Raw genomic sequence first — 26,847 nt, 5'->3', positions numbered from 1 at the left:
TGATATTTCGGGCTCTCAAAAGCTCAATTCGCAGCCTCTTGAAAGCGCAAACCCGCGGAGGGCCGCGGGCTGTATGCGCAAGGCGCTGCGTGGTGTGTCTGCTAGATACGCATCGGCATCACGACGTACTTGAAAGATGCGTTCTCGGGGATGGTTAACAAGGCCGAGCTGTTGGAATCGGCCAAGTCCAGCTTGACCATGTCCTGGTCCATGTTCGACAGCGCGTCGATCAGGTAGGTCACGTTGAAGCCGATTTCGATGGCGTCGCCGCCGTAGTCGATGTCGAGTTCGTCCTGGGCTTCTTCCTGCTCGGCGTTGTTCGACGCGATTCGCAGCGTGCCCGGCTCGATGTTCAGGCGCACGCCCTTGAACTTCTCGCTGGTCAGGATGGCGGTGCGCTGCAGGCTGGCCAGCAGTGGTGCACGGCCCAGCGTGACAGTGTTCTTGTGGTTCTTCGGGATGACGCGGTTGTAGTCGGGGAACTTGCCCTCGACCAACTTGGTGACGAACTCCATGCCGCCGAAGCTGAACTTGGCCTGGTTGTTCGCGAACTGCATCTCGATGGCGCCTTCGGCGTCGGACAGCAGGCGCTGCATTTCGAGCACGGTCTTTCGCGGCAGGATGACTTCCTGGCGCGGCACTTCGACGTCGAGCGTGGCCGACGAGAACGCCAGGCGGTGGCCGTCGGTGGCCACCAGGCTCAGCTGCTTGCCTTCAGCAACGAACAGGATGCCGTTCAGGTAGTAGCGGATGTCGTGCACGGCCATGGCGAACGACACCTGCGAGAGCAGGTCTTTCAGCGTCTTTTGCGGCACGCTGAACACGGGGCCGAAATTGGCTGCTTCCTGAACCAGCGGAAAGTCTTCGGCGGGCAGCGACTGCAGCGTGAAGCGGCTCTTGCCGCCCTTGAGCACCAGCTTGCTCGCGCTCGATTCGAGGCTCACGGTCTGGTCGGCCGGCATGGTGCGCAGGATGTCGATCAGCTTGCGCGCGCCGATGGTGGTGGTGAAGTTGCCTTCGTCGCCGCCGAGCTCGGCGGTGGTGCGGATCTGGATCTCGAGGTCGCTGGTGGTCAGCTGCAGCTGGCCTCCGGTCTTGCGGATCAGCACGTTCGCCAGGATCGGCAAGGTGTGACGCCGCTCGACGATGCCTGCCACCGACTGCAGCGCGGCGAGGACTTTGTCTTGGTTTGCCTTCAAAACGATCATGTCTTCTTCCTCTTCTCTATCTCTTTGAATCAGCCTGTAAGACGCCATTCTCCGCTGTCGCGAGGGGCACTCTTGATGACATTCGGCGGTCAGCCCTTGAGCGTCTGTTCGAGCACGTGGAGCTGCTGGTTGAGCTCGGTGAGCTGCTGGCGCTCGCCCGAGATCTTGCGCACCGCGTGCAGCACCGTCGTGTGGTCGCGCCCACCGAACAGCTCGCCGATTTCCGGCAGGCTTTTCTGCGTGAGCTCCTTGGCCAGGTACATCGCGATCTGCCGCGGCCGCGCAATGCTGGCCGGGCGTTTCTTGCTGTACATGTCGGCGACCTTGATCTTGTAGTAATCGGCCACCGTCTTCTGGATATTCTCGACGGAGATCTGCCGATTCTGGATCGACAGCAGGTCGCGCAGCGCCTCGCGCGCCAGGGCGATCGAGATCTCCTTCTGGTTGAAGCGCGAATACGCCAGGATCTTGCGCAGCGCCCCTTCGAGCTCGCGCACGTTGGAGCGCACGTTCTTGGCGACGAAGAAGGCCACTTCTTCCGGCATTTCGGCCGATTCGGCACGTGCCTTGTTGATCAGGATGGCCACGCGCATTTCAAGCTCGGGCGGCTCGATGGCCACTGTGAGGCCCGAATCGAAGCGCGAAACGAGGCGTTCGTGGATGTCGGCCAGCCCCTTCGGATAGGTGTCGCTGGTCATCACGATGTGCGACTTCTTGGCGAGCAGGGCCTCGAACGCGTTGAAGAACTCTTCCTGCGTCCGGTCCTTGTTGGCGAAGAACTGCACATCGTCGATCAGCAACAGATCGAGCGAGTGGTAGCGCTCCTTGAACTCATCGAAAGTCTTGCGCTGATAGGCTTTGACCACATCCGAGACGAATTGCTCGGCATGGATGTAGAGAACTTTGGAATCCGGCTTGTCGGCCAGCAGCCGGTTACCCACAGCGTGCATCAGGTGGGTCTTGCCCAGGCCGACGCCGCCGTAGATGAAAAGCGGGTTGTAAAGATGGCCAGGCATGCCAGCCACGTGCATCGCCGCGGCGCGCGCCATGCGGTTGGCCGTGCCCTCGACCAGGGTGTCGAAAGTGAGGCCGGAATTCAGGCGGTTCTTGAAGCCGGCCGCGGCAGGCTCCTCGCCCGGGCCGGCCACGTCGCGGGGCACGTCCGTTTCGGTCATGACGGCCACGGGTGCAGAGCGCACGGGCACTTCACGCGGAGCGAGCGCTAACTCGATGGCAACCGGCTGGCCGTACATCTTCTCGGCCATGGCGGCGATCTTGCCGGCGTACTGGGCCCGGATCCAGTCGAGCTTGAAGCGGTTGGCGACGAACACCGTCATGCGCGACAGGTCGTCGGCGACCTGCGCTGTCAGGGGCTTGATCCAGGTGTTGAACTGCTGCTCGGACAGTTCCTGCGCGAGCTGGTCGACGCAGGCCTGCCACAGGCTTTCGCCGATGCCGTCAGTCGACATGGGCGCTTGAAAAAGTGATGAGACCCTCGGGCATTTTTGGTATAGGTATTGTGGATATTCTCTGCTGGAAGGCGCTCGGCATTCTAACTTGTCAAAACCTTATCCACACGCTGGCCGGCATGTCGAAAGGCCCGCAAATCTGCTCGAAGATTGTTCCGGCGGCCAATGTTTGCGATAATTGCGGGTTTCCCTGAAAACCTCATTGCGTCTTTCGGGGGCCATCCGAAACACGCTCCCCAGCGCCCGCAGGTTTTTTCATGCGGAAATCAGGGAATCTGGAACCATCATGAAACGCACATACCAAGCATCCAAAGTCCGCCGCGCCCGTACCCACGGCTTCCTGGTCCGCATGAAGACCCGCGGCGGCCGTGCCGTCATCAACGCACGCCGCGCCAAGGGCCGCAAGCGCCTGGCCGTCTGACGGCAGACCACCTGCCGTTGCCAGCAGCCGACACGTCAGCGCAGGCTCCCGCAGCCAGCGCTTCCGGTCCAACCGGCAATGACGTGCACAGCCCGGCTTCCATGCAGCGGCTCAAGACCCGCGCGCAATTCCAGGCCGTCCTCGCAGGTGCCACCGTGGCGCGCACTGCTCATTTCGCATTGCATCGCTGTGCGCTCGATCTCGCATTGAGCGCACAGCCGTTGTTCGCGTCCGACGACGTCTGGCTGGGTGCCATGGTGCCCAAGCGCTGGGCGCGTCGTGCTGTCACGCGCAATGCCATCAAGCGTCAGATCTACGCCGTGAGTGCCGCTCCCGGCGTCGCCTTGCCGCGTGCTGCGCACGTGGTGCGCCTGCGCGCCGGTTTCGACCGCAAGGAATTCGTGAGCGCCACCTCGGACAAGCTCAAGGCCGCCGTGCGCGCCGAGCTCCAGCAACTGCTGGCGCGGGCTGCGCGCACTCCCGCGGCGCCTGCGGCACCTTCTTCTTCGCCATGAAACGCCTGCTGATCGGCCTCGTGAAGGCCTACCGTCTGCTGCTGAGCCCCTGGCTCGGCCAGTCGTGCCGCTTCACGCCGACCTGCTCCGTGTATTCGATCGAGGCGCTCGAGGTGCACGGCGCGCTCAAGGGCAGCTACCTGACTCTGCACCGTATCGCGCGCTGCCAGCCCTGGTGCCAGGGCGGCCACGATCCGGTTCCACCGAAATCTCAGCGTCGCACTGACAAGTCAGGATCGCTGTTTTCGTCTCTTCTCTCCTCCGACAAGAAGTCTTCGTCATGAACGATATCCGCCGCACGATACTGTGGGTGATTTTTGGGTTCTCGCTGGTGCTGCTGTGGGACCAATGGCAGGTCTTCAACGGCAACAAGCCGACCTTCCTGCCGTCGACCAAGCCGGCCGCCACGGCCGCCGCCCCAGCCAACGCACCTGCAGCCAGCAACGGCGTGCCGACCGCATCCGGCACCAGCGGCAACGCGGGCGCCGTGCCCACGCAAGCCGCCGCGGCCGCGCCGCGCGAGCAGGTCAACGTGACCACCGACCTGTTCAAGGCAACGATCGACAGCGAAGGCGCCACGGTCAACCACCTCGAGCTGCTGAAGTACGACGAAGCCGACCGCACCAAGCATGTGGTGCTGTTCGAAAACGGCTCGTCCGCCACGCGCTACGTCGCGCAGACCGGCCTGCTGAACCAGGTCGACACCGGTGAGCGCTTCCCCAACCACCTGACGCCGATGACGCCGAAGGCCGGTCCGCGCGAAATGGCCGATGGCCAGAACACGCTGGAAGTGGGCTTCGAAAGCGCCCCCGTCGGCGGCCTGAAGTACATCAAGACCTACGTGTTCCACCGCGGTGACTACACCATCGGCGTGCGCCACGAAGTCGTCAACGTGAGCGACCAGCCGCGCGACGCGCAGCTCTACATGCAGCTGCTGCGCCACGGCACGGTGGCCGCCAGCACGATGTTCGGCACCAACACCTTTACCGGTCCGGCCGCGTACACCAACGAGAAGAAGTTCCACAAGCTCGACTTCAAGGACATCGCCAAGGGCAAGATCGAGCCGCCTCCGCCGGCCAACGATGGCTGGATCGCGATGGTGCAGCATTACTTCGTGTCGGCTTGGCTGCTCAAGGGCGACCCGGCCAGCGAGCAGCTGCGCCGCGAGTTCCGCGTGAAGGACCTGGGCGACAACCTCTTCACCGTTGCCATGGTGGCCACGCTGCCGAAGATCGCCCCGGGCGCCACGCAGGTCGTGAACAGCGCGCTGTTCGCCGGCCCCGAGGAAGAAAAGAAGCTCGAGGCCATCGCCCCCGGCCTGGACCTGGTGAAGGACTACGGCATCTTCGCGATCATCTCCAAGCCGCTGTACTGGCTGCTGAACCAGCTGCACGGCATCCTGGGCAACTGGGGCTGGTCGATCGTCGCGCTGGTGGTGCTGCTGAAGGCGGCCTTCTACTGGCTCAACGCCAAGGCCTACGCCAGCATGGCCAAGATGAAGGCCATCAATCCGAAGATCATGGAAATGCGCGAGCGGCTGAAGGACAAGCCGCAGGAAATGCAGCAGGAAATGATGCGGATCTACAAGACCGAAAAGGTCAATCCGATGGGCGGCTGCTTCCCCATCGTGATCCAGATCCCGGTGTTCATCGCGCTCTACTGGGTGCTGCTGTCGTCGGTCGAAATGCGCCACGCACCGTGGATCGGCTGGATCACCGACCTGTCGGCACCGGACCCCTGGTACATCCTGCCGGTCGTGATGACGGCAACCTCGCTGTTCCAGACCTGGCTCAACCCGACGCCGCCCGATCCGATGCAGGCCAAGCTGATGTGGATCATGCCGCTCGCGTTCAGCGTGATGTTCATCTTCTTCCCGGCCGGCCTGGTGCTGTACTGGATCACGAACAACGTGCTCTCGATCGCGCAGCAGTGGTTCATCAACAAGCGACTGGGCGTGCTCGGCACCAAGTAGCCGCACACCACCCCAGCCATCCCACGAAGGGCCGCGTCAGCGGCCCTTTTTGCTGAAAGAATCCGCCCATGCTCGCCCGCACCACCGATCCCATCGTCGCCGTCGCCACAGCCTCGGGGCGCGGGGCGGTCGGCATCGTGCGGGTGTCGGGCGCGAAGCTGGCGCCGTTGATCGAAGCCCTCTGTGGCCGCGTGCTCAAGCCGCGCGAGGCCACCTACCTGCCGTTCCGCGATGCGGACGGCGAGCCGGTCGACCACGGCCTGGCCATTCACTTCCCTTCGCCGAACTCTTTCACTGGCGAGGACGTGCTCGAACTGCAGGCCCACGGCGGCGCGGTCGTGCTGCAGCTGCTGCTGGCGCGCTGCCTCGAAGCCGCGGCCGAGCCCGACCCCGTCACCGGCCGCCCTCGCCTGCCCGGCCTGCGGGTGGCCGAGCCCGGCGAGTTCAGCCAGCGGGCATTTCTCAACGGAAAGATCGACCTGGCGCAAGCCGAGGCCATTGCCGACCTGATCGACGCCAGCACCGAGGCCGCCGCGCGCAGTGCCGGGCGTTCGCTGTCGGGTGCGTTCTCGCGCGAGATCCACACGCTGCGCGACGCGCTGATCCACCTGCGCATGCTGGTGGAGGCCACGCTCGACTTTCCGGAAGAGGAAATCGACTTCCTGCAGAAGGCCGATGCCACCGGGCAGCTGGCAAGGCTGCAGTCGCAACTCGCCGCCGTGCAGCAGCGTGCGCGCCAGGGCGCGTTGCTGCGCGAGGGCATCAAGGTCGTGATTGCGGGGCAGCCCAACGCGGGCAAGAGTTCGCTGCTCAATGCGCTGGCCGGCGCCGAACTGGCCATCGTGAGCGCGGTGGCGGGCACCACGCGCGATGTGGTCTCGCAGACCATCCAGATCCACGGCGTGCCGCTGCACGTGGCCGACACCGCCGGCCTGCGCGAGAGCAGCGACGAGGTCGAGCAGATCGGCGTGGCGCGCGCCTGGGGCCAGATCGAAAGCGCCGATGCCGTGCTGTTCCTGCACGACCTCACCCGCGCGCACCTGGACGACTACGCCGCCGCCGATGCGGAGATCCTGGCCGGCCTGCGGCAGAAGCTGCCCGCGAGCGTGCCGGTGCTCGATGTCTGGAACAAGCAGGACGCAGCGCCCGCTACCCACCCCGAGCAAGGCATCGCCCTGTCCGCCAAGACCGGCCTGGGCATCGAGGCCCTGCGCGAACAGCTGCTGGCCATGGCCGGCTGGCAGGCCGTGCCCGAGGGCGTGTACCTCGCGCGGGCGCGCCACGTGCAGGCGCTGGCCCGGGTCGAAACGCACCTGGCGCTGGCCGCCAGCCACCTGGTGGCACAGGCCCAGCTGCTCGATCTGCTGGCCGAAGAGTTGCGGCTGGCCCAGAACGCCCTGAACGAGATCACCGGCGAATTCGGCGCGGATGACCTGCTGGGGGTCATCTTTTCGCGCTTCTGCATTGGTAAATAACTACAGGCGACCTGAAAAACGTAAACAGTTGTAGCCGAACCTCGCGGCCATCGCGGATACTTCGGCTCACATCGGGGGCCGAAGAAACATGTCAATCCAGAACCTGAGCCGCGCCATCGCGGAGAACATGAGCACCGACGCGTTTGCGTTGACGTTCAATGTCCAGCAGTGGGAAACGCTGGCGGGCTATCTGCAGCCCATCGATGCCGGCGTCGGTGACATATTGATCGAGCAGGGCACGCCCGACCGCTCGGTGTTCTTCATCGAGAGCGGCGCCATCAGCGTGCACCGTGTCAGCAGCAAGGAGCAGATGCGGCTGGCCGTGCTCACGCCCGGCTCGGTGGTCGGCGAAGGCTCGTTCTTCTCGCGGCAGCCGCATTCGGCCAACGTGGTGGTCACTGGCGCGGGCCGTGTGTGGCGGCTCACGGCGATCCGCTTTGCGGAAATGTCGAACCGCCAGCCCAACATGGCACTGGAGATCGCGATGGCGCTCGGCGCCGTGATCGCCAAGCGCATGGCGCACCGCTCCAAGCGCGTCGCCGTGACCTGACGAAACCCCGATCGCCCGCCGCCGGATAGTCGACCAGCAAGCCAGTTTCCGTTCTGGACCCCGAGAGTAGAGAGTAGTCAGCAAGTAAGCCATGGCCCTGATCTGTCCGGTCTGCAGCACGGAAAACCGTGACGGCGCGAATTTCTGCAGGAGTTGCGGCGTCAAGCTGTCCGCCGCGGGAGACCGGATTCCGCCGCCGCCGAGCCCTGAACGCGAATGGGCCACCACCGCCCCCGCCCAGTTGCGCGCGCCGACCATTCCGGCGCCGCTGTTCGACCCGGAGGAGCCGCCGCCGCCCGCGCGCTCGTCGTTCTTCAGCCGGACGCCCGCCGCGCGGCAGAACGACGAACACTCACAGACCGTGTTGATGGTGCACGACGACGGGTTGCCGCGCTCGCCCGCGCCGCCCGCTGCGTCGCCGGGGCTGGAGTCGACCTGGGCCTCGAAGCCCGAAATGAAGAAGAGACGCCGGGCCAAGGTCCGGCAGTCCGTACCGGTCGAACGGCCGCCGCGCAAGCGCGTGATCCTGCTGTGGCTCGGCCTGCTGGTTGTTGCGGTGGCGATGATCGTCGCGGGCTGGTACGGCTACGGGACGCGCAAGGCGCCTGCCGCCGCCGAAGGGGCTGCGCCAACCGTCGAGGCCCCCGCTCCCGTGGCCCCGCCGCTGCCGCCGCCGACCGAGTCGTCACCGCCTGCAGCGCCCGCGGCGCCAGCGGACTCCCAGCCCGTCGAGCCAGCCGAGACGCCGCCTGCCGCGGAAGCCGCACCTGCACCCAAGCCCGTTGCCAAGCCGCGTAAGCAGGCGACCGCCGCCGTGCAGCCGTCGAACGCGCCTGAACCCGCTGCTGCTCCGGTCGCCGCTCCCGCTCCGCCGCCGGCACCTGCCGCCCCTGCCGAGCCTCAGGCCATGTGCGGCGACCGCAACTTCATCGCCAAGGCACAGTGCATGGCGGCCCAGTGCCTGAAGCCCGAGTTCAAGGCCCATGCGCAGTGCGAAGCGGTACGCCGCCAGCAGCGCCTCGAAGAAGAAAAGCGCAACCCGAGCCTGATCAACTGATCGGCCGGGACCGAAGCGAAGGCTGCCGGATCGTCAGCCTTTTTGCAGCCGCTCCACGGCCATCGCCAGCGCGGCAGGCTTGCCGGACAGCACCAGCGTGTCGCCGTCCGACAGCACCGGGTTGTCGGCCAGCGCGCGGGGCTGGCCGTCTTGCCGGCGCAGGCTGGCGACGCGCACGCCCAGCGTGTGCAGCGCCACCTGTTCCAGCGTCTGGCCGACCGCACGTGCGCCAGCGTTGAGGGTGAAGCTGTTGAGGCGCTCGTGGTCGATCTCGTCGGCGTTGTCGTCGTCGGCACCGTGGAAGTAGCCGCGCAGCAGGTTGTAGCGGGCATCGCGCTGGTCCTGCACCACGCGGATCACGCGCCGCATCGGCACGCCGACCAGCGCCAGCGCATGGCTCGCGAGCATCAGCGAACCTTCGATGGCCTCGGGCACCACCTCTGTGGCGCCTGCGGCCTGCAGCTTTTCGAGATCGTGGTCGTCCTGCGTGCGCACGATCACCGGCACGTGCGGCGCATGGGCGCGCGTGTTGGCCAGCACCTTCATCGCGCCCGGCACGTCGAGATAAGTGACGACCACCGCGCTGGCACGCGCCAGGCCCGCGGCCATCAGGGCCTGCAGCCGCGCCGCGTCGCCGAACACCACCGAGTCGCCGGCGGCAGCGGCCTGGCGCACGCGGTCAGGGTCGAGGTCGAGTGCCATGTACGGAATGCCTTCGCGTTCGAGGATGCGCGCCAGGTTCTGGCCGCAGCGCCCGTAGCCGCAGATGATCACGTGCTGCGCGGTGTTGATGGTCTTGCGCGCGATGCTCGTCATCTGCAGCGACTGCTGCAGCCAATCGCTGGCCACGAGCTTTCGCACGATGGCGTTGCTGTACATGATGATGAAAGGCGTGGCCAGCATCGACAGCACCATCGAGGCCAGCACCGGGTTGGCCAGCCACGGTGGCAGCAGGCTGCGTTCCTGCGCCAGCGTCAACAGCACGAAACCGAATTCGCCCGCCTGCGCGAGGTAGAGGCCGGTGCGCAGCGACACGCCCGAGGTGGCCCCGAGCACCCGCGCCAGCACCGTCACCAGCCCCAGCTTGAACGCCAGCGGCACCAGCAGCAGCACGCCCACCAGCAGCCAGCGCTCGACCACGATGTGCCAGTCGAGCGACATGCCCACGGTGATGAAGAACAGCCCCAGCAGTACGTCGTGGAAGGGGCGGATGTCGGTCTCGACCTGGTGCTTGTATTCGGTCTCCGACACCAGCATGCCCGCGATGAACGCGCCCAGCGCCAGGCTCAGGCCGGCCAGTTCGGTGAGCCAGGCCAGGCCCAGCGTTATCAGCAACACGTTCAGGATGAAGAGCTCTTCGCTGCGCCGCCGCGCCACCAGCGTGAGCCACCAGCGCATGATGCGCGGGCCGCCGTAGAGCAGCACGCCGATCAAAAAGCTCGCCTTCAGCAGCGCCAGGCCCAGCGCCTTGGCCAGCGCCTCGGGCGGCGCGCCCAATGCGGGAATCAGCACCAGCAGCGGCACTACGGCCAGGTCTTGAAACAGCAGCACGCCCATCACGCGCTTGCCGTGCTCGCTCTCGAGCTCGAGCCGCTCGGCCATCAGCTTGACCACGATGGCCGTGCTGCTCATGGTGAGCGCGCCCGACAGCGCCAGCGCCGTCTGCCAGCCCAGCTGCCACGTTGGGGGCAGCAGCAGCCGGGCGATCAGCAGTGCGCCGACCGTGGCGATGGACATCGTCAGCAGCACCTGCAGCAGGCCCAGCCCGAACACGTGCTTTCGCATCGCGCGCAGCTTCGGCAGGCTGAACTCCAGCCCGATCACGAACATGAGGAACACCACGCCGAATTCGCCCAGGTGCTGGATGCCTTCGGTGTTCTGCGCCAGGGCGAAGGCGTGCGGCCCGATCAACACGCCAGCCGACAGATAGCCCAGCATCGGCGGCAGCTTGAGGGAGCGGCACGCCACCACGCCGATCACCGCGGCCAGGAGATACAACAGCGTGAGATCGAACGAAGACATAGGCGCCGATGCTAGAGCAATGTCCGTGCCCCGGGCTTCCCCGGGCCATGTGATCCCGGGTGCCGGCCGGCCCGTAAAATCCGCAGATGAGCTCCCGCCCCGTTCCGGCCCCAGTGGTCGACCCCGAAGCCATCCTCGCTCGGGCACGCCTCACCTTCGACATCGAAGCCGAAGCCGTCACCGGTCTGAAAGACCGCGTCGGCCCGAGCTTTGTCGATGCGGTGCGCAAGATCCTCGAAGTGCGTGGCCGGGTGGTCGTGATGGGCATGGGCAAGAGCGGCCACGTCGGCCGCAAGATCGCCGCCACCCTCGCCTCCACCGGCACGCCCGCGATGTTCGTGCACCCGGCCGAGGCCAGCCACGGCGACCTCGGCATGATCAAGGCGGTCGACCTGGTGCTGGCCATTTCCAACAGCGGCGAGGTCGACGAACTCACCGTCATCCTGCCGGTCGTCAAGCGCCAGGGCGTGCCCCTGATCGCCATGACCGGCCGCCCCGAATCCACCCTCGCCCGCCATGCCGACATCGTGATCGACGCGGGCGTGTCCAAGGAAGCCTGCCCGCTCAACCTCGCCCCCACCGCCAGCACCACCGCCCAGATGGCGATGGGCGACGCGCTGGCCGTGGCGCTGCTCGACGCGCGCGGCTTCGGCTCGGAAGACTTCGCGCGCTCGCACCCGGGCGGCGCGCTCGGGCGCAAGCTGCTCACCCACGTGAGCGACGTCATGCGCTCGGGCGACGAAGTGCCGCGCGTGCCGCCGTCGGCCAACATCAGCGAGCTGATGCGCGCGATGAGCATCAAGGGCTTCGGCGCCGCCGCGGTGATCGAGCCCGACGGCCGCGCCTCGGGCATCTTCACCGACGGCGACCTGCGCCGGCTGATCGAGGCGGGCGCCGATTTGCGCAGCCCCAAGGCGGTCGACGTCATGCACCGCGACCCGCGCACCATCCGCGTCGACGCACTGGCGGTGGAGGCCGCCGAGCTGATGGAGCAATGCGGCATCACCCGCCTGTTCGTGATCGACGGCGCGGGGGTGATCGTCGGCGCGATCAACACCAACGACCTGATGCGCGCGAAGGTCATCTGATGCCGCTCGAGTTCCAGGCCGAGACCTTGCTCGCCGCGCAGGACGTGCGCATCGTTTTCTTCGACATCGACGGCGTGCTGACCGATGGCGGCGTGTACTTCACCGAGCACGGCGAAACGCTCAAGCGCTTCAGCATCCTCGACGGCTACGGCCTGAAGCTGCTGCGCAAGGCCGGCATCGTGCCGGCCGTGATCACCGGGCGAGATTCCAAGCCGCTGCGCGTGCGGCTCGAAGCGCTGGGCATCGAGCACGTGCGCTACGGCACCGAAGACAAGCTGCCCGCAGCGCAGGCCATGCTCGACCAGCTCGGCTTTGCGTGGGCGCAGGCCGCGGCCATCGGCGACGACTGGCCCGACCTGCCGGTGCTCACGCGCGTCGGCTTCGCGGCGGCGCCGGCCAATGCCCATGCGGAAGTGCGCGGCATCGCGCGCTACGTCACCCAGGCGCGCGGCGGCGAAGGCGCGGCGCGCGAGTTCTGCGACCTGCTGCTCACGGCCTGCGGCCAATACCGCGCGATGCTCGACGCTGCCCGGGGCCCGACCACATGAACAACGTGAAACGCGCATGGGGCATGGTGCGCGAAGTCCTCGACCGCGCCACGATCTACCTGCCGATCATCCTCACGGCCGCCGTCGCGCTCGGCACCTACTGGCTGGTGCGCAACGCGCCCAAGCTGCTGGAGCCCACGGCCAAGGTCGCACCCACGCATGAGCCCGACTACTTCATGCGTGAGTTCGTCATCAAGAACTTCCTGCCCAATGGCGACCTGCGCAGCGAATTGCACGGGGTCGAAGGCCGGCACTATCCCGACACCGACACCATCGAGATCGACAAGGTGCGCATGCGCACCGTGTCGCCCGAGGGGCTGGTGACGCGCGGGTCGGCCGACCGCGGCCTGTCGAACTCCGATGGCAGCGAGGTCCAGCTGTTCGGCAATGCGATCGTCATTCGCGATCCTTCGGTGGGGCCGAACGGCAAGCCTGCGCCGCGCCTCGAGTTCCGCGGCGAGTTCCTGCACGCTTATGTCGACACAGAACGCGTCACGTCGAACAAGCCGGTCACGCTCATTCGCGGCACCGACCAGTTCACCGGCGACACGCTCGACTACGACAACCTGAGCGGCGTGGCCAACCTGAACGGCCGGGTGCGCGGCGTGCTGATTCCGTCGGCGGCTCCGGCCGCTCCTGCTCCTGCCAAGAAGCGCTGAAGAAGACATCTCCTGCATGACCACGTCCCCGCTTGTCTTCATCACCGGCGCATCGAGCGGCATCGGCCAGGCGCTGGCCGCGAGCTTCTACGACGCGGGCTACCGCCTGGCGCTGGTCGCCCGGCGCACGGGGGAAATCGAAGCGTGGGCGAATGCCCGGCAACTGAGCGCAGACCGCTACCGGATCTACAGCGCCGACGTGGCGCAGACCGACAGCATCGTCGCCGCCGGCAACGCCTGCATCGCGCAGCAGGGGCTGCCAGACGTGGTGATCGCCAATGCCGGCATCAGCGTCGGCATCGACACCGCCGAGCGCTCCGACCTCGATGTGCTGGCGCAGACCTTTGCCACCAACAACGTCGGTCTCGCCGCCACTTTTCATCCGTTCGTGCGGGCGATGGTGCAGCGCGGCAGCGGGCGACTGGTGGGCATCGGCAGCGTGGCGTCCATCCGCGGATTGCCAGGGCATGGCGCGTACTGCGCCAGCAAGGCCGGCGTGGTGGCGTACTGCGAGAGCCTGCGCGGCGAACTGTTCAACAGCGGCGTCAAGGTCGTCACCCTCTGCCCGGGCTACATCGACACGCCGCTCACGCAGGGCAACCGGTACGGCATGCCTTTTCTCATGAAGGCGGAAGATTTTGCGGGCCAGGCACTGCGGGCCATCGAGGCAGGTACGAGCTACCGCGTGATTCCCTGGCAGATGGGCGTGATCGCCAAGATCATGCGCATGCTGCCCAACGCCGTGCTCGACCGGGCGGTGCAAGGGCGCGAACGCAAGAAGCGAAGCGGCGAAGCCTGAGCAGCAAGCGCCGGGCGATCGCCCATTGAAAAAGGCTCCCGAGGGAGCCTTTTGTCTGTGTGCCTGGGAGCGCGGGGCTTAGTAGCCGCTGTTGCCGCCACCACCGTAGCCGCCGCCACCACCACCACCGGAGCGGCCACCGCCGCCACCGCCACGGGGACCGGCGCCGTAGGGGCTGCGGAAACCGCCGTCGCCACCACCGCCGCCACCGCTGCGGCCACCACCGCCACCGCCGTAGCCGCCGCCACCGCCGGAGCGGCCACCGCCGCCACCACCGTAGCCGCCACCGCCGCCGCCGTAGCCTCCGCCACCACCGCCGCCATAACCACCACCGCCGCCGCCGTAGCCGCCACCACCGCTGCGCGGGGGACGAGCTTCCATCGGACGTGCTTCGTTGACGACGACGCTGCGGCCACCAAGGGGCTGGCCGTTCATGCCGTTGATTGCTGCTTGTGCTTCCGCGTCACTGCCCATCTCGACGAAGCCGAAGCCCTTCGAGCGGCCGGTGTCACGTTCCATCATGACCTTGGCGCTGGTCACTGCGCCGAACTGCCCGAAGGCCTGTTCGAGATCTCCGTCGCGCACCGAGTAAGGCAGGTTGCCGACGTACAGTTTGTTGCCCATCAAGGGACTCCTATAAACACATCAAGAAAAGCGATGGAGTCCCGAAAGCATCACTCAAACGAGAGCCGTCGAGTCGCGCGAAACTGACCGATCACCGAACTGCCTCCCGACCAAAATGAAGAGGGAGGCTCGTGCATTATGGGTGAAATATCCGAATTGCAAGCGGGAATTTGCGTCTTGAGGTAGCACCTGTCAAAACTATTGGAAAGCTAGTGCCTACTTGCATTTTTGGGCGAAGTCCTTGGCGCTACATGTAGAATTCGCCCCGTCATTGGGGAGTAGCCGCCTTCCGATTTGCGAGAAGGGCCCGCGTCAACAGACTTGTCCTGCCCCACACAGGACATGGCGCGTGCAGTTAACACACCTGGCGAGACCTTTGACCGTGCAACTTCGGGAATATGGCCGAAGGTGTTGCACGGTCAATTGCGTCCTTCGGCCCAAGGAACCCCACATCCATCATGGAAGCTTTTCTCGTTGCAACCGGCGTAGTTGCGCTCGCCGAAATGGGCGACAAGACCCAACTCCTGGCTCTCTTGCTCGCTGCCCGTTTCAGGAAACCGTGGCCCATCGTCCTGGGCATCTTCGCCGCCACCATCATCAACCACGCGCTGGCGGGTGCCGTCGGCAACTACATCACGCGCTGGCTCGGACCGGAGGTGCTGCGCTGGATACTGGGCGGCTCGTTCATCGCGATGGCCGTCTGGATGCTGATTCCAGACAAGCTCGACGACGACGATGCCCCGGGCACGTCGAAGTTCGGCGTCTTCGGCACCACGGTGATCGCGTTCTTCCTCGCCGAGATGGGCGACAAGACCCAGATCGCCACCGTCATGCTCGCCGCCCGCTTCACGCACGACTACTTCTGGGTGGTCGCAGGCACCACGCTGGGCATGATGCTGGCCAACGCGCCGGTGGTGTGGCTCGGCGAGAAGATCGTGCGGCGCGTGCCGATCAAGCTAGTGCACGGCATCTCGGCCGCGATCTTCCTGGTGCTGGGCATCATCATGATCGTCGGCTGGTAAGAAAAAGGCAGGGGGCCCTTCCAGAAACACCGCGGAACCGGCTTCGCCGGGCCGCAGGTGTTGCCCCCGAAGGGGGTTGGCGGAGCGACACGCAGTGCGCGCAGCCTGGGGGATATACTTGTCCAGCGCCGATTTGCTTCAGCTTGCGGGCGCTTTATAAATTCAGCTAAAGACAGGCGCGGCAGACCCGGCTCGTTTTTGGCGAGGCCGGGTTTTTTCATTCATGTCGTCGTCACCACCTTTGGTCGTCACCTCGCAGTCGATGCAGTTCGCAGGCCCGCTGGCCCTGCGCAGCGGCGCGTCGATCAGCGACTACACGCTCGCCTACGAAACCTACGGCACCCTGAACGCCGAGCGCAGCAACGCCGTGCTGGTGTGCCATGCGCTCAATGCCTCGCACCACGTGGCGGGCGTCTACCAGGGCCAGGCCCGCTCCGAGGGCTGGTGGGACAACATGGTGGGCCCCGGCAAGCCGGTCGACACCGACCGCTTCTTCGTGATCGGCGTCAACAACCTCGGCTCCTGCTTCGGCTCGACGGGCCCGATGCACGTCAACTCCGCCACCGGCCGCGTCTACGGCGCCGACTTCCCGGTGGTCACGGTCGAAGACTGGGTCGACGCGCAGGCAGCGCTGCTCGATGCGCTCGGCATCCAGACGCTCGCGGCCGTCATGGGCGGCAGCCTCGGCGGCATGCAGGCACTGTCGTGGACGCTGCAGTACCCCAGCCGCGTGCGCCACGCCGTGGTCGTGGCCAGCGCGCCCAACCTCACGGCCGAGAACATCGCCTTCAACGAAGTCGCGCGCCGCGCCATCGTGACCGACCCCGACTTCCACGGCGGCCACTTCTACGAACACGGCGTGATCCCGAAGCGCGGCCTGCGCATCGCGCGAATGATCGGCCACATCACATACCTCAGCGACGACGTGATGAACGAGAAGTTCGGCCGCATCCTGCGCAGCGCCGTCGAGGGCGAGGTGGCGGGGCTCGACTACCGCTACTCCACGCAGGACGTCGAGTTCCAGATCGAAAGCTACCTGCGCTACCAGGGCGACAAGTTCAGCGAGTACTTCGACGCCAACACCTACCTGCTGATCACCCGCGCGCTCGACTACTTCGACCCCGCGCGCAGCCACGGCGGCAAGCTCAGCACCGCATTGGCCCAGGCCACGGCCAAGTTCCTGCTCGTGAGCTTCAAGACCGATTGGCGCTTCTCGCCCGCGCGCAGCCGCGAGCTTGTGAAGGCGCTGCTCGACAACCGCCGCAACGTGAGCTACGCCGAGATCGACGCGCCGCACGGCCACGATGCCTTCCTGCTCGACGACGTGCGCTACATGGGCGTGGTTCGCTCGTACTTCGAGCGCGTCGCCAAGGAATTCCAATGAGCGACCTCGAACACCAAAGATTGATCGCAGAGCTCGTGCCCCAAGGCTCGCGCGTACTCGACCTCGGCTGCGGCGACGGCGCCCTGCTCGACCTGCTGCAGCGCGAACGCGGCTGCACCGGCTACGGCGTGGAGATCGCCGACGGCAACGTGCTGCAGTGCATTCGCCGCGGCGTCGACGTGATCCAGCTCAACCTCGACGAAGGCCTGGCGATGTTCGACGACGCCTCCTTCGACGTGGTGCTGCAGATCGACACGCTGCAGCACCTGCGCAATGCCGAAGTGATGTTGCGCGAGACCGCGCGCGTCGGCCGCATCGGCGTCGTCGCCTTTCCCAATTTCGCGCACTGGCCCAACCGCCTGAGCGTGGCGCGCGGCCGCATGCCGGTGACGCGCCGCCTGCCCTACCAGTGGTACGACACGCCCAACATCCGCGTCGGCACCTTCAAGGACTTCGAGGTGCTGGCCGGCAAGAACAACCTGCGCGTGCTCGACGCCTTCGGCCTGCAGGACGGGCGCGACGTGCGCTGGCTGCCCAATGCGCGCGCCAGCACGGCGGTCTTCAAGTTCGAGCGCGGCGGCGGCTGAGCCCTTTGGAGCGCACCACCGGATGAGCTTCACGCTTGCACAGCCGGTCCACAGCGAGCTGCTCATCAAGAAGAGCCGCATCGGCTGCGTGCAGCCGGTGGCCGACCGTTCGGCCGCGCTGGCCGTGGTCGCCTCGCTGCGCGCCGAACACCCCGCGGCCGCGCATGTCTGCTGGGCCTTGATGGCCGGCGGCCAGTCGGCCGCGAACGACGACGGTGAACCCGGCGGCACGGCCGGCCGTCCGATGCTGGAGGTGCTGCGCCACCAGCAGGTCGAAGGCGCGCTCGCGACCGTGGTGCGCTACTTCGGTGGCGTGAAGCTGGGCGCGGGCGGCCTCGTGCGGGCCTACACCGATGCGGTCGCGCAGGCCCTGCTCGGCGCCACGCTCGTGCCGCTGGTGCGCCAGCGCAGCCTCGGTTGCTCGGTGCCCTATGCGCTCGAAGGACTCGTGCGGCGCGAACTCGTCGCTGCCGGCGCGGTGCTCGACGATGTGCAGCACGGCGACGATGTGGCCTTCGCCTTCTCGCTCCCCGAGCCCGACGCCGATGCCTTCATCGCCCGTCTCGACGATGCTGCGCAAGGGCGCGTCGTCTGGCCGAAGGCGTAACGCGCTTCGCAGGTGCTGAGGGCGCAGGCGCAGTCATCGCGAAAATGCCGCGCGGTGCCACCGGCACCGGCTCGTCGTCGGGCCCGCGCCGCGCCATCTCCGCGGTCACGATGCCGGTCGGCACCGCGAGCACGCCCCAGCCCAGCAGCATCATCACCGAGGCGATCGCACGGCCCAGGTCGGTCTTGGGCACGAGGTCGCCGAAGCCCACCGTGGCCATCGTCGAGATGGCCCAGTAAATTGCCACCGGAATGCTCGTGAAGCCATGCACCGGCCCCTCGACCACGTACATCAGCGTGCCCATCACCAGCACCACCAGCATCACGAAGCCGACGAACACCGTGATCTTGCGCCGGCTCGATGCCACGGCAGACACCAGCGCGCGGTACTCCACCGAGTAGCGCGATAGTTTGAAGATGCGGAACACGCGCAACAGGCGCAGCACCCGCACGTCGATCAGGTACGCCATCTCGGGCGCAAAGGCCACCAGAAAAGTCGGCAGCAGCGCAAGCAGGTCGATCACGCCGTAGAAGCTCAGCGCATAGCGCAGCGGCTTGTTCACGCAGCACAGCCGCGCGATGTACTCCAGCGTGAAGAGAATGGTGAACACCCATTCGAGCGCATTGAACAGCGGCCGCCACTGCTCGCGGATCGACTGCACGCTGTCGAGGATCACCACCAGCACGCTGGTCACGATCACCGCGATCAGCGCCAGGTCGAACATCAGGCCCGCGCGCGTATCCGCCTCGAAGATCACCGTGAACAGCGTACGCCGCCAGCCGTGCGCGGGCTTGTCGAAGCGCGAGTCGGTGGCCGACGAAATGGCGCGCGAGGGGTGCGCGGCCTGCGCGGTGGAAGGAGTTTCGGAGTTCGGAAGGCTCATGACGCCGCATTGTCATGTCCACAGTCGATTTATTCAGTTACGCTTCTTGCGCAATGAAGTGCCGCAGGCCATGAGTGCGTTCTTACGATAGTCCCTTTCTTGAGGAGCTCCCCTTTGGCTACACAGTCCCCCTTCTTCGGCAAGCGTGATCGTGACACCGACTCGTTGACATCCCGCCCCGCGCCGCTCGTCGGTTCGGGCACCAATCTCTCCGGAACCCCCGTCAATCCCTCGTCGCTGACCGCACAGCAAGGCGGACTGAACGCCGCTGCTGCTACAGCATCTGCCGCCGCCAAGGAAGGCGGCAGCAAGCTCACCGTCGGCCCGAACATCAAGCTCAAGGGCGTGGAGATCACCGACTGCGACACGCTCGTCGTCGAAGGCCTCGTCGAGGCCACCATGGACTCGCGCCTGATGCAGATCGCCGAACAGGGCGAGTTCAAGGGCTCGGCCGAAATCGACATCGCCGAAATCCGCGGCGTGTTCGACGGCAGCCTCACGGTGCGTGAAAAGCTCGTGATCCACTCGACCGGCAAGGTCACCGGCAAGATCCGCTACGGCAAGATCGTGATCGAGGAAGGCGGCCAGCTTTCCGGCGAAATCAGCTTCGGCGCCAAGCCGTCGCTGCACTCCGCAGCCTGAAGCCCGTCAAGCTTTCGGCGGGGTCCACCCAAAGCGCTCCAGCAAGGCACCGGCCGCGGCCGGTGCCTTTTCTTTGGCGCCATTGATGAAGTAGACAAACACGTCGCGCTTCTTCGGCGACACGGCCCAGCCCTGCGCGCGCTCGGCCCAGGTGTCCAGCGCCTTCGGCGCGTAGCCGGTCTTGAGCTTTGCGTCGGCCATCATGAGCCGCGCATAGGCGAAATCGCCTTCGGGCTCCTCGAAGGACGGAAACTTGTCGGCGTCGGTGAACACCGTCGACACCTTGTGCTTCTTCGCGAGTGCCTTGTAGGCGGGCACCATGAAGCTCTCATGCCGCACGTCCATCACGTGCCGCAGCGCGCGGCTGCCCTCCTTCTTCGGCAGCAGCGCCAGAAAAGCCTCGAAGTCTTCCGCATCGAACTGCTTGGTCGGCATGAACTGCCACACGATCGGCCCGAGCTTGTCGCCGAGCTCGGCCACGCCGCTGTCGATGAAGCGCTTGATCGAATCGCCCGCGCCCGACAGCAGCTTGCGATTGGTCGCGAAGCGCGAGGCCTTGAGCGAGAACATGAAGTCGGCCGGCGTGTCGTCGTGCCACTTCCTGAAGGTCTCGGGCTTGAAGGTGCTGTAGTAGGTGCCGTTGATCTCGATGGCGCTGACCTTGCGGCTCGCGTAGTTCAACTCCTTCGCGTGCGCGAGCCCCTTGGGATAGAAGTTGTCGCGCCAGGGTTCGTAGGTCCAGCCGCCTATGCCCACCTTGATGTTTGCCTTGCTCACATGGCCCTCCGGGTTGAGATCGCCCGCACTCTACGCGCGGTCGCCTCAAGGCGCAAAATGCGCCTTTTCGTCACCCGCGGAGAACCCACCGATGAACGCCCCCCTGCACCGCGAAATGCCTGCCGGCACGCTCGACGCCGAGCGCGCCCTGTCCGACGTCACCGCCCAATGGGACGGCGACATCCTCAAGCAACTCACCAACTACATCGGCATCCCGGCCAAGTCGCCCGGCTTCGACAAGGACTGGTCGGCCAACGGCTACCTCGAGACCGTGCTGCGCAACGCCGCCGCTTGGGTCGAGGCACAGAAGGTCGAGGGCTTGAAGCTGGAGATCGTGCGCCTCGAAGGCCGCACGCCGGTGCTGTTCTTCGAAGTGCCGGCCACCGGCACCGACATGGGCGAGACCGTGCTGATGTACGGCCACCTCGACAAGCAACCCGAATTCACTGGCTGGCGCAACGACCTCGGCCCATGGACGCCCAAGTACGAGAACGGCCTGCTCTACGGCCGCGGCGGTGCCGATGACGGCTACGCGGTGTACGCCAGCATCGCCGCGCTGCAGGCGCTCAAGAGCCAGGGCGCGGCGCACCCGCGCATCGTCGGCCTGATCGAGACCTGCGAGGAAAGCGGCTCCTACGACCTGCTGCCCTACGTCGACGCGCTGCGTCCGCGCCTGGGCAATGTCGAACTGGTGATCTGCCTCGACTCCGGCGCCGGCAACTACGACCAGCTGTGGCTCACCACCTCGCTGCGCGGCATGGCCAGCGGCACGCTCAAAGTGGAAGTGCTGACCGAAGGCATCCACTCCGGCGATGCATCGGGCCTCGTGCCCTCGAGCTTCCGCATCATGCGGCAGGTGCTCGACCGCCTCGAAGACAGCGCCACCGGCCGCCTGCTGCCCGCGAGCTTCCACTGCGAAGTGCCGGCCGACCGGCTGGCGCAGGCCAGGGCCACCGCCGCGATCCTCGGCGAAGAGGTCTACAAGCGCTTTCCGTGGGCGCACTACGACTGCGGCGGCTCGACCATGTTCGCGCTGCCGACCACCACCGATCCGGTCGAGGCCCTGCTCAACCGCACCTGGAAGCCCACGCTGTCGGTGACCGGCGCCGAAGGCTTTCCGGCACTGAAGGATGCGGGCAACGTGCTGCGCCCGTACACCGCCTTCAAGCTGTCGCTGCGCCTGCCCCCGCTGGTCGATGCGGCCGAGGCGGTGCAGAACCTCAAGACGCTGCTCGAAGACAACGCGCCCTACCAGGCCCGCGTGACCTTCGAGAGCAACGGCGGCGCCACCGGCTGGAACGCACCCACCATCACGCCGTGGTTCGAGGACGCGCTCAACAAGGCCTCGCAGGCGCACTTCGGCGCGTCGTGCGGCTACATCGGCCAAGGCGGCACCATTCCGCTGATGAACATGCTCAGCGCCGGTTTCCCGAAGGCGCAGATGATGGTCTGCGGCGTGCTCGGCCCGAAGAGCAACGCACACGGCCCCAACGAGTTCCTGCACGTGCCCTATGCCAAGAAGCTCACCGCGGCCGTGGCCGAAGTGATCGCAGCATTGCCGGCAGCGCATCGCGCGGCCACATCGGAGCCGGTGGCCGCTTGAGCGAGGCGCTGCCTTTGCCGCAGCGCGTTTCGCTGTCGACCCCGGACGGCGAGACGCTCGCCCTGCGCCGGCTGCCGGCGCCCGGCCCGGCGCGCGCCGTGATCGTGGTGGTCCATGGGCTCGGCGAGCATGCGGGCCGCTATCACGCACTCGCGGAATGCCTGCACGAATGGAACTTCGCCGTGTGGGCGCACGACCACTTCGGGCACGGCGAATCGACCGGTGCGCGCGGCGGCCTGCCGAGCGAACTGCGGCTGGTCGACGACCTCGCGCTGGTCATCGACGATGCACGCCGCGAGAACCCCGGCCTGCCGCTGGTGCTGCTGGGGCACAGCCTCGGCGGACTGGTCGCCGCGAGCCTGGTGGCGCGTGGCGTGCGGCAGGTCGATGGGCTGGTGCTTTCCTCGCCGGGGCTCGATCCGGGCCTGAGCGGTTTCCAGAAGGCGCTGCTCGCGGTGCTGCCGCGCATTGCGCCGAACCTGCGCGTGGGCAACGGCCTCGACGACAACTACCTCTCGCACGACCCGGCGGTGGTGCAGGCCTACCGCGACGATCCGCTCACGCACGACCGCATCGGCAGCCGGCTCGCGCGCTTTCTCGCGTACGAAGGCGAGACGGTGCAGCAGCGGGCTGCGAACTGGCCCGTGCCTACCTTGCTTCTCTATGCGGGCGACGACCGCCTTGTGATGCCTGCCGCCAGCCGCGCCTTCGCTGCGGCCGCGGCATCAGGCGGCAAGGTCGAGGCGCACTGCTTCGACACGCTGTACCACGAGATCTTCAACGAGCTCGAAGCCGACGCGGTCTTCGCGGCCCTGCAAAGCTGGCTCAACCGGCGCTTTCCGCCGCTGGCCTGACGGCGCGCACGCGCGCCAGCCAGATCAGCGCCGCGCCAGTCAGCACCACTGGCACCAGCGAACCGAAGTTCAGCAGCCGCCAGCCCTGCGTGGTCACCAGCACGCCCGAGGCGAACGAGGTCAGCGCCAGCGTGGCGAACACGCAGAAGTTGAGCGCACCCTGCGCGCGGTCGCGCTCCTCGGCGGTATAGGCCGTGAGCGAGAGTGTCGTGCTGCCGGTGAACAGGAAATTCCAGCCCACGCCCAGCAGGAACAACGCGACGATGAAGTGATGCAGCTCCACGCCCGAGAGCGCGATGGCGATGCAGCCGAGGTTGAGCACCAGCCCCACGCCCATCACTGGCAGCGCCCCGAAGCGGCGGATCAGGTGCCCGGTGAAGAAGCCCGGCGCGAACATGCCGATCACGTGCCATTCGAGCACCAGCGCGGCATCGGAAAACGGCAGGCTGCAGATCTGCATCGCGATGGGCGTCGCGGCCATCAGCAGGTTCATCACGCCGTAGCCAAGCGCGCCCGCGGCGGCGGCCACGATGAACACCGGCTGCCGCATGATCTCGGCCAGCGGGCGCCCGCCTGCGGCCTCCTTGCGCGTGGGCGCGGCCGGGAATTCGATGAAATGCATCACTGCCATCGACAGCAGCGCCACCAGGGCCAGCGCAACGTAGGCGCCGGCGAACGGCACCGCAAAGGCTTCGCGCGTGGCGGTGGCGAGGTTCGGCCCGGCGACAGCGCCGATCAGCCCGCCCGCCATCACCATCGACACCGCCTTCTCGCGCCAGGCCGGCGCCGCCAGCTCGGCAGCGGCGAAGCGGTAGAGCCCCGCGTTGGCGTTGTAGTAGCCCGCGATCACCGTGGCGAAGCACAGCAGCCAGAAGTTCTTCGTGACCGCCGCGAAGCAGCACAGCAGCGACGATGCCACCGCCACCGCCAGCCCGATCTGGAACGAGCCGCGCCGGCCGAAGCGCTGCTGCGTGCGCGCCACCAGCCCGGTGCTGAGCGCGCCGCCCACCACGTAGCTCATCACCGGCAGCGTCGCCATCCAGCCGTGCGGCGCGATGGCCAGCCCAACCAGCCCGTTGATGGCGATGAAGGTCACGTTGTTCGTCAGGAGCAGGCCCTGGCAGATGGCGAGCAGCCAGAGGTTGCGGTTCATGGCGCCGTCTCCCGGATCGCGCGCTGCAGGTCGCGCTCGATTTCGCTGAAGATGATCGGCGGTAGCTCGCCCAGCGTGCCTTCGGTGCCGTCGAGTGCCACCGCGCGCACGGTCTGCAGCTCCTTGCCGTCGGGGCTGTCCTGCACGAACCAGCCTTCCTCCAGCTGCAGGCAGATGCGGCGTCCGCCGGGCACGGCCTTGTTGAAGCTGTTGACCATGCCGCCGTCACCCACCTCGCGCTGCCAGCCGCGCGTCTCCAGGCCCATGAGGGCGGCGTTCGACACGGCGCGGCCGCTCCAGTGGGGGAGTTCGCGGCGGGTGCGCAGCGCCTCGTCGAGCACGAAGGCCGGGCGCATCAGCTGCTCGAAGGGCTGCACGATTTCGTAATCGGCCAGCACGGCGGCCCATGCGGTCGCCAGCGACGGGTCGAGTGCCGTGATTTCCAGCGGATGCGGCAGGCCGATGCGCGCGGACTCGGGCAGCTTCACCGCGTCGTCCTCCAGGTCGGCCAGCTCGCCTTCGGCGCTGACGCGGAAGGTGCCTTCGAGCTTGTCCGATGCGTCGAACAAGCCCCAGACCAGCGGCCGGCTGAAGACCCGCAGCACGGGGTGGTTGGCGAAGAAGGGCATGAACTCGTCGGGGCCCCATCGGCGCTGCATGCACATCGCGGCTTCCAGTCGCTTGATCTGCGTGGTGGCGACGGTCTTTGCCAGCTTGCGCAGCTCCTTCAGCTGCGTGGTCGAGGCGGCGGCCTTGCCGGCGTCGTCGTTCGCGCCCGGCTTGGGCAGCGTCTTGAGGGCCTTGCCCCTGGCGTCGTGCACCACGGGCTGGAAGTTGTCGTCCATGCGCACCTCGAAGCTGCGCGGGCCGAAGTCGAGCGTCAGGCGCGCGCGGGTGTCGAGGCCGAGGTCGGGCACGGTGCGGTCGGCCAGCTGGTCGAGGCTGAGGCCGCGCTGCTCGGCCACTTCGCCGAGCATGCGGTCGGCGCGGGTGCGCAGGTCGTCGTGGCGGGTCTGGCGCGCGAGTTCGGCCAGGTGCATCAATGCGGCGTCGCTGCCGATTTCGCCGAGCATCACCATCGCGTCGTAGGCCCGCACGCGGTCGAGCGCGGCGCGCCACTGGCGCAGCAGGCCGTAGAGCTGGCGTGCGGTTTCGCCGTCGCCGAGGCGGCCCTGCAAAGCGAACATCCAGCGCTCCTTGGCCGGGCGGCCGTTGCCGATCCACCAGGCCAGCAGCGCGCGGCCGAAGCGCGCGAGGGAATCGGGCGTGAGCGCGTCCAGCAGCGGAGCGAGCCCCGGATAGGGTGCGTCGGGCTTGCCGAGCATCATCGCCATCAGCACGTCGGGCACCACGTCCTGCGGCAGCGCGAGCCCGCCTTGCTTGAGGATCAGGCGGGGCAGTGACGCCAGCGGCAGGGTCTTCGGCACCACGGGCAGGCTGTCGGGCAGCAACTCTTCGGGGGCGATGGCCAGCAGCTGCGCCACCGCGTCGGCGGCTTCGGCGCCATAGGCGAGCGCCTGCCGGCGTACCGCGTCGGCGTGGCCGGCATCGTGCAGCCAGCGCAGCGCGGCTTGCGCCGCCTCGTGCGCCGGGCCGGGTTCGCCCAGTGCGATGGGAACGAGGCCGCGCGCGGCCGCATCCGGGTAGCGCGCAAGCCACTCGCCCGCTTCGCGCCGGACCCAGCGATTGGTGTGGAAGCCCTTGGCGATCCAGCCGGCGAGCGGGTCCCATTCGATGACCGACGCCAGCTCGAACATCGCGCGCGAGCCCTGCTTGAGGAAGCGCGGCAGTCCCGGCAGCGCGGCCGCGCCGAATGCATGGAGGATGGGGCGCATGCGCGAGACATCGCCCATGTAGAGCTCGGGCGCGGGCCCGAGCGTGAACACTGCGATGGCCAGCGATTCGGGCAGGTGCCAGATGTATTCGGCAACGCTCCAGTGGGTGGCCGGAGGTTCGCCGAAGTCTTCCGGCCCGATCTCACGGCCGTTTGCCGCGACAGCCTCGATGAGCTCGGGGCGCAGGCCCAGCATCCACAGGGCCTTGTGCACCTTGCCGCCCTCGCGGATCTCTGCGGGTGCGTTGGGCTGGTTGCGCGCGAATTCGTCCATCCACTGGTCGGCGCGTTCGCGCGAGACGCGGAGCTCGCGGGTCAGCCAGTCGGACGATTCGCCCGTGGCCTGCAGGTACTGCGGCGGCGGCAGATTGCTCCAGTGCAGCAGCGCCGTCGGTGGCAGTGGCTGCAGCGCCAGCGTCGGGATGACGGGCAGCGCCTGCCGGTTCTTCCAGGGCGGGCGCCGCAGCAGCGCGGGCCAGGCGTCGGGGGCGGCATCGGTCACGCCGGCGGAGCTGTCTTCCTGCAGGCGCGCGAGCGTCTTGCGCTGGCTGTCGTCGCAGGAGGCCTCCAGCGGTTGCTGCCACTCGGGGTTCGCGGCCAGCAACTCCAGGATCAACGCGGCGCCGGCCTGGTGTCGCGCCGGGTTCGCCGACAGCAGCTCGCGCAGCACGAACAGCGGCCAGCGGGCAGCCTGCTTGACGAGGGCGTTCTTGCAGTCGATCTGCTTGACCTGGGCCACGAAGAAACGCACCACGGCCGCGTCGTGGATGGCCAGCAGGTCGGTGACGGCTTCCTTGTGCGGGGACGGCTCGAAGAACAGCTCGGCTGCCGTGGCGCCGTGCATGTCGAGCATGCGCAGCCGTGCGGCGCGCGGCGGATAGAAGCTGGAACGGTGGCGGCGAAAGAAGTCGAGGCTGTCGGCCAGGCTGCGTTCGTCCAACAGCGAGCCGCCGCACTGGCCGCAGGGCCGGTCGTTGAACTGTGCGAGCGCTTCGCGCATGCCCTTGGACCACCGCACGGTGCCATCGGGCTGCGCGTCCAGACCTTCTTCTTTCGACTTGCGACTGCCCGCCATGCCATTGCTCTCCATTGAT

The 26,847-nt window shown here is 67.1% G+C and carries 26 protein-coding genes and 1 riboswitch; of the genes, 18 read left to right on the top strand and 8 right to left on the bottom strand.

Annotated features, from left to right (window positions below):
* Positions 1-101 precede the first annotated feature (101 nt).
* Positions 102-1,208 carry a DNA polymerase III subunit beta gene (gene dnaN, locus AC07O3_RS07865; protein ID WP_093054972.1) on the bottom strand — a complete coding sequence of 369 codons (1,107 nt, stop codon included), beginning with the start codon at positions 1,206-1,208 and terminating at the stop codon, positions 102-104.
* 89 nt (positions 1,209-1,297) lie between these two features.
* The gene (gene dnaA / locus AC07O3_RS07860) at positions 1,298-2,677 is read right to left on the bottom strand and encodes a chromosomal replication initiator protein DnaA (protein WP_019653666.1); all 1,380 of its coding nucleotides are present in this window, start codon (positions 2,675-2,677) and stop codon (positions 1,298-1,300) included.
* A 286-nt stretch (positions 2,678-2,963) separates the two neighbouring features.
* Between dnaA and rpmH the strand changes: the two genes are divergently transcribed.
* From rpmH to AC07O3_RS07825, 7 genes are all read left to right on the top strand, one after another.
* Positions 2,964-3,098 (top strand): 50S ribosomal protein L34, encoded by a 135-nt coding sequence (gene rpmH, locus AC07O3_RS07855; protein WP_007834827.1) that lies wholly within the window; start codon positions 2,964-2,966, stop codon positions 3,096-3,098.
* A gap of 101 nt (positions 3,099-3,199) precedes the next feature.
* Positions 3,200-3,613, top strand: coding sequence for a ribonuclease P protein component (locus AC07O3_RS07850; RefSeq protein WP_495338997.1), 414 nt, complete (start codon positions 3,200-3,202; stop codon positions 3,611-3,613).
* A complete protein-coding gene (gene yidD, locus AC07O3_RS07845; protein ID WP_093054976.1) occupies positions 3,610-3,897 on the top strand; it encodes a membrane protein insertion efficiency factor YidD in 288 nt (95 codons plus the stop codon). The genes AC07O3_RS07850 and yidD overlap by 4 nt, the downstream gene beginning before the upstream one ends.
* On the top strand, positions 3,894-5,585 hold the full coding sequence (yidC, locus tag AC07O3_RS07840; protein ID WP_093054978.1) for a membrane protein insertase YidC: 1,692 nt from the start codon (positions 3,894-3,896) through the stop codon (positions 5,583-5,585). Before yidD ends, yidC begins: the two co-directional genes overlap by 4 nt.
* A gap of 68 nt (positions 5,586-5,653) precedes the next feature.
* Positions 5,654-7,060, top strand: a complete 1,407-nt coding sequence (gene mnmE, locus AC07O3_RS07835; protein WP_495338996.1) for a tRNA uridine-5-carboxymethylaminomethyl(34) synthesis GTPase MnmE — start codon at positions 5,654-5,656, stop codon at positions 7,058-7,060.
* Between the two features lie 88 nt (positions 7,061-7,148).
* Positions 7,149-7,610 (top strand): Crp/Fnr family transcriptional regulator, encoded by a 462-nt coding sequence (locus AC07O3_RS07830; protein WP_093054982.1) that lies wholly within the window; start codon positions 7,149-7,151, stop codon positions 7,608-7,610.
* A gap of 91 nt (positions 7,611-7,701) precedes the next feature.
* A complete protein-coding gene (locus AC07O3_RS07825; protein ID WP_495338995.1) occupies positions 7,702-8,667 on the top strand; it encodes a zinc ribbon domain-containing protein in 966 nt (321 codons plus the stop codon).
* Between the two features lie 33 nt (positions 8,668-8,700).
* Here the strand turns inward: AC07O3_RS07825 and AC07O3_RS07820 are convergent, their stop codons facing one another.
* On the bottom strand, positions 8,701-10,689 hold the full coding sequence (locus tag AC07O3_RS07820; protein WP_258352084.1) for a monovalent cation:proton antiporter family protein: 1,989 nt from the start codon (positions 10,687-10,689) through the stop codon (positions 8,701-8,703).
* A gap of 86 nt (positions 10,690-10,775) precedes the next feature.
* Here AC07O3_RS07820 and AC07O3_RS07815 point away from each other — a divergent pair, with 86 nt between their 5' ends.
* From AC07O3_RS07815 to AC07O3_RS07800, 4 genes are read left to right on the top strand one after another with little or no spacing between them, the layout of a single operon-like run.
* Positions 10,776-11,777: a KpsF/GutQ family sugar-phosphate isomerase gene (locus tag AC07O3_RS07815; RefSeq protein ID WP_093054988.1), complete on the top strand. Its 1,002-nt coding sequence runs from the start codon at positions 10,776-10,778 to the stop codon at positions 11,775-11,777.
* Positions 11,777-12,325, top strand: coding sequence for a KdsC family phosphatase (locus tag AC07O3_RS07810; RefSeq protein ID WP_093076437.1), 549 nt, complete (start codon positions 11,777-11,779; stop codon positions 12,323-12,325). The genes AC07O3_RS07815 and AC07O3_RS07810 overlap by 1 nt, the downstream gene beginning before the upstream one ends.
* Positions 12,322-12,984 carry an LPS export ABC transporter periplasmic protein LptC gene (lptC, locus tag AC07O3_RS07805; protein WP_177142316.1) on the top strand — a complete coding sequence of 221 codons (663 nt, stop codon included), beginning with the start codon at positions 12,322-12,324 and terminating at the stop codon, positions 12,982-12,984. The genes AC07O3_RS07810 and lptC overlap by 4 nt, the downstream gene beginning before the upstream one ends.
* A gap of 16 nt (positions 12,985-13,000) precedes the next feature.
* Entirely contained in the window at positions 13,001-13,783 is a 783-nt protein-coding gene (locus tag AC07O3_RS07800) for an SDR family oxidoreductase (protein ID WP_495338994.1), read from the top strand.
* 78 nt (positions 13,784-13,861) lie between these two features.
* Here the strand turns inward: AC07O3_RS07800 and rbp are convergent, their stop codons facing one another.
* Positions 13,862-14,407 (bottom strand): RNA-binding regulator, encoded by a 546-nt coding sequence (gene rbp / locus AC07O3_RS07795; protein ID WP_495338993.1) that lies wholly within the window; start codon positions 14,405-14,407, stop codon positions 13,862-13,864.
* A gap of 261 nt (positions 14,408-14,668) precedes the next feature.
* A riboswitch (yybP-ykoY riboswitch) is annotated at positions 14,669-14,854 on the top strand.
* A gap of 11 nt (positions 14,855-14,865) precedes the next feature.
* Between rbp and AC07O3_RS07790 the strand changes: the two genes are divergently transcribed.
* From AC07O3_RS07790 to AC07O3_RS07775, 4 genes are all read left to right on the top strand, one after another.
* On the top strand, positions 14,866-15,429 hold the full coding sequence (locus AC07O3_RS07790) for a TMEM165/GDT1 family protein (protein WP_495338992.1): 564 nt from the start codon (positions 14,866-14,868) through the stop codon (positions 15,427-15,429).
* A gap of 223 nt (positions 15,430-15,652) precedes the next feature.
* Positions 15,653-16,813 carry a homoserine O-succinyltransferase MetX gene (gene metX / locus AC07O3_RS07785; RefSeq protein WP_495338991.1) on the top strand — a complete coding sequence of 387 codons (1,161 nt, stop codon included), beginning with the start codon at positions 15,653-15,655 and terminating at the stop codon, positions 16,811-16,813.
* On the top strand, positions 16,810-17,400 hold the full coding sequence (metW, locus tag AC07O3_RS07780; RefSeq protein ID WP_093055000.1) for a methionine biosynthesis protein MetW: 591 nt from the start codon (positions 16,810-16,812) through the stop codon (positions 17,398-17,400). Before metX ends, metW begins: the two co-directional genes overlap by 4 nt.
* 22 nt (positions 17,401-17,422) lie before the next feature.
* Entirely contained in the window at positions 17,423-18,007 is a 585-nt protein-coding gene (locus AC07O3_RS07775) for an IMPACT family protein (RefSeq protein WP_495338990.1), read from the top strand.
* Here AC07O3_RS07775 and AC07O3_RS07770 read toward each other — a convergent pair.
* Positions 17,952-18,890, bottom strand: coding sequence for an ion transporter (locus AC07O3_RS07770; RefSeq protein ID WP_354336471.1), 939 nt, complete (start codon positions 18,888-18,890; stop codon positions 17,952-17,954). The genes AC07O3_RS07775 and AC07O3_RS07770 overlap by 56 nt on opposite strands.
* A gap of 114 nt (positions 18,891-19,004) precedes the next feature.
* On the opposite strand from AC07O3_RS07770, the gene AC07O3_RS07765 reads away from it, so the two are divergent.
* Complete coding sequence (locus AC07O3_RS07765; RefSeq protein ID WP_093055006.1) at positions 19,005-19,532, top strand: bactofilin family protein; 528 nt, start codon at positions 19,005-19,007, stop codon at positions 19,530-19,532.
* 6 nt (positions 19,533-19,538) lie between these two features.
* On the opposite strand, the gene AC07O3_RS07760 is transcribed toward AC07O3_RS07765, so the two are convergent.
* Positions 19,539-20,309, bottom strand: coding sequence for a DUF72 domain-containing protein (locus AC07O3_RS07760; RefSeq protein ID WP_093076426.1), 771 nt, complete (start codon positions 20,307-20,309; stop codon positions 19,539-19,541).
* A gap of 91 nt (positions 20,310-20,400) precedes the next feature.
* On the opposite strand from AC07O3_RS07760, the gene AC07O3_RS07755 reads away from it, so the two are divergent.
* Positions 20,401-21,912, top strand: coding sequence for a M20 family metallopeptidase (locus AC07O3_RS07755; RefSeq protein WP_093055010.1), 1,512 nt, complete (start codon positions 20,401-20,403; stop codon positions 21,910-21,912).
* Complete coding sequence (locus tag AC07O3_RS07750) at positions 21,909-22,766, top strand: alpha/beta hydrolase (protein WP_495338989.1); 858 nt, start codon at positions 21,909-21,911, stop codon at positions 22,764-22,766. Before AC07O3_RS07755 ends, AC07O3_RS07750 begins: the two co-directional genes overlap by 4 nt.
* On the opposite strand, the gene AC07O3_RS07745 is transcribed toward AC07O3_RS07750, so the two are convergent.
* Positions 22,738-23,919, bottom strand: coding sequence for an MFS transporter (locus AC07O3_RS07745; protein WP_093076421.1), 1,182 nt, complete (start codon positions 23,917-23,919; stop codon positions 22,738-22,740). The two genes, AC07O3_RS07750 and AC07O3_RS07745, sit on opposite strands and share 29 nt — an antisense overlap.
* Positions 23,916-26,828 (bottom strand): DUF4132 domain-containing protein, encoded by a 2,913-nt coding sequence (locus AC07O3_RS07740; RefSeq protein WP_495338988.1) that lies wholly within the window; start codon positions 26,826-26,828, stop codon positions 23,916-23,918. The genes AC07O3_RS07745 and AC07O3_RS07740 overlap by 4 nt, the downstream gene beginning before the upstream one ends.
* Positions 26,829-26,847 lie beyond the last annotated feature (19 nt).

The organism is Variovorax sp. GW821-FHT09D05, from assembly GCF_059416325.1.
This window is presented reverse-complemented; position numbering and strand designations above follow the sequence as displayed.

What these genes read in the sequence shown, in the direction of transcription:
- yidC (WP_093054978.1), top strand. Translation starts at nt 3,894, where the DNA reads ATGAACGATATCCGCCGCACGATACTGTGGGTGATTTTTGGGTTCTCG.
- rbp (WP_495338993.1), bottom strand. Translation starts at nt 14,407, where the DNA reads ATGGGCAACAAACTGTACGTCGGCAACCTGCCTTACTCGGTGCGCGAC.
- AC07O3_RS07800 (WP_495338994.1), top strand. Translation starts at nt 13,001, where the DNA reads ATGACCACGTCCCCGCTTGTCTTCATCACCGGCGCATCGAGCGGCATC.
- rpmH (WP_007834827.1), top strand. Translation starts at nt 2,964, where the DNA reads ATGAAACGCACATACCAAGCATCCAAAGTCCGCCGCGCCCGTACCCAC.
- AC07O3_RS07740 (WP_495338988.1), bottom strand. Translation starts at nt 26,828, where the DNA reads ATGGCGGGCAGTCGCAAGTCGAAAGAAGAAGGTCTGGACGCGCAGCCC.
- AC07O3_RS07850 (WP_495338997.1), top strand. Translation starts at nt 3,200, where the DNA reads ATGCAGCGGCTCAAGACCCGCGCGCAATTCCAGGCCGTCCTCGCAGGT.
- AC07O3_RS07770 (WP_354336471.1), bottom strand. Translation starts at nt 18,890, where the DNA reads ATGAGCCTTCCGAACTCCGAAACTCCTTCCACCGCGCAGGCCGCGCAC.
- mnmE (WP_495338996.1), top strand. Translation starts at nt 5,654, where the DNA reads ATGCTCGCCCGCACCACCGATCCCATCGTCGCCGTCGCCACAGCCTCG.
- AC07O3_RS07830 (WP_093054982.1), top strand. Translation starts at nt 7,149, where the DNA reads ATGTCAATCCAGAACCTGAGCCGCGCCATCGCGGAGAACATGAGCACC.
- lptC (WP_177142316.1), top strand. Translation starts at nt 12,322, where the DNA reads ATGAACAACGTGAAACGCGCATGGGGCATGGTGCGCGAAGTCCTCGAC.
- metX (WP_495338991.1), top strand. Translation starts at nt 15,653, where the DNA reads ATGTCGTCGTCACCACCTTTGGTCGTCACCTCGCAGTCGATGCAGTTC.
- AC07O3_RS07745 (WP_093076421.1), bottom strand. Translation starts at nt 23,919, where the DNA reads ATGAACCGCAACCTCTGGCTGCTCGCCATCTGCCAGGGCCTGCTCCTG.
- AC07O3_RS07790 (WP_495338992.1), top strand. Translation starts at nt 14,866, where the DNA reads ATGGAAGCTTTTCTCGTTGCAACCGGCGTAGTTGCGCTCGCCGAAATG.
- AC07O3_RS07820 (WP_258352084.1), bottom strand. Translation starts at nt 10,689, where the DNA reads ATGTCTTCGTTCGATCTCACGCTGTTGTATCTCCTGGCCGCGGTGATC.
- metW (WP_093055000.1), top strand. Translation starts at nt 16,810, where the DNA reads ATGAGCGACCTCGAACACCAAAGATTGATCGCAGAGCTCGTGCCCCAA.
- AC07O3_RS07775 (WP_495338990.1), top strand. Translation starts at nt 17,423, where the DNA reads ATGAGCTTCACGCTTGCACAGCCGGTCCACAGCGAGCTGCTCATCAAG.
- AC07O3_RS07755 (WP_093055010.1), top strand. Translation starts at nt 20,401, where the DNA reads ATGAACGCCCCCCTGCACCGCGAAATGCCTGCCGGCACGCTCGACGCC.
- yidD (WP_093054976.1), top strand. Translation starts at nt 3,610, where the DNA reads ATGAAACGCCTGCTGATCGGCCTCGTGAAGGCCTACCGTCTGCTGCTG.
- dnaA (WP_019653666.1), bottom strand. Translation starts at nt 2,677, where the DNA reads ATGTCGACTGACGGCATCGGCGAAAGCCTGTGGCAGGCCTGCGTCGAC.
- dnaN (WP_093054972.1), bottom strand. Translation starts at nt 1,208, where the DNA reads ATGATCGTTTTGAAGGCAAACCAAGACAAAGTCCTCGCCGCGCTGCAG.
- AC07O3_RS07825 (WP_495338995.1), top strand. Translation starts at nt 7,702, where the DNA reads ATGGCCCTGATCTGTCCGGTCTGCAGCACGGAAAACCGTGACGGCGCG.
- AC07O3_RS07815 (WP_093054988.1), top strand. Translation starts at nt 10,776, where the DNA reads ATGAGCTCCCGCCCCGTTCCGGCCCCAGTGGTCGACCCCGAAGCCATC.
- AC07O3_RS07810 (WP_093076437.1), top strand. Translation starts at nt 11,777, where the DNA reads ATGCCGCTCGAGTTCCAGGCCGAGACCTTGCTCGCCGCGCAGGACGTG.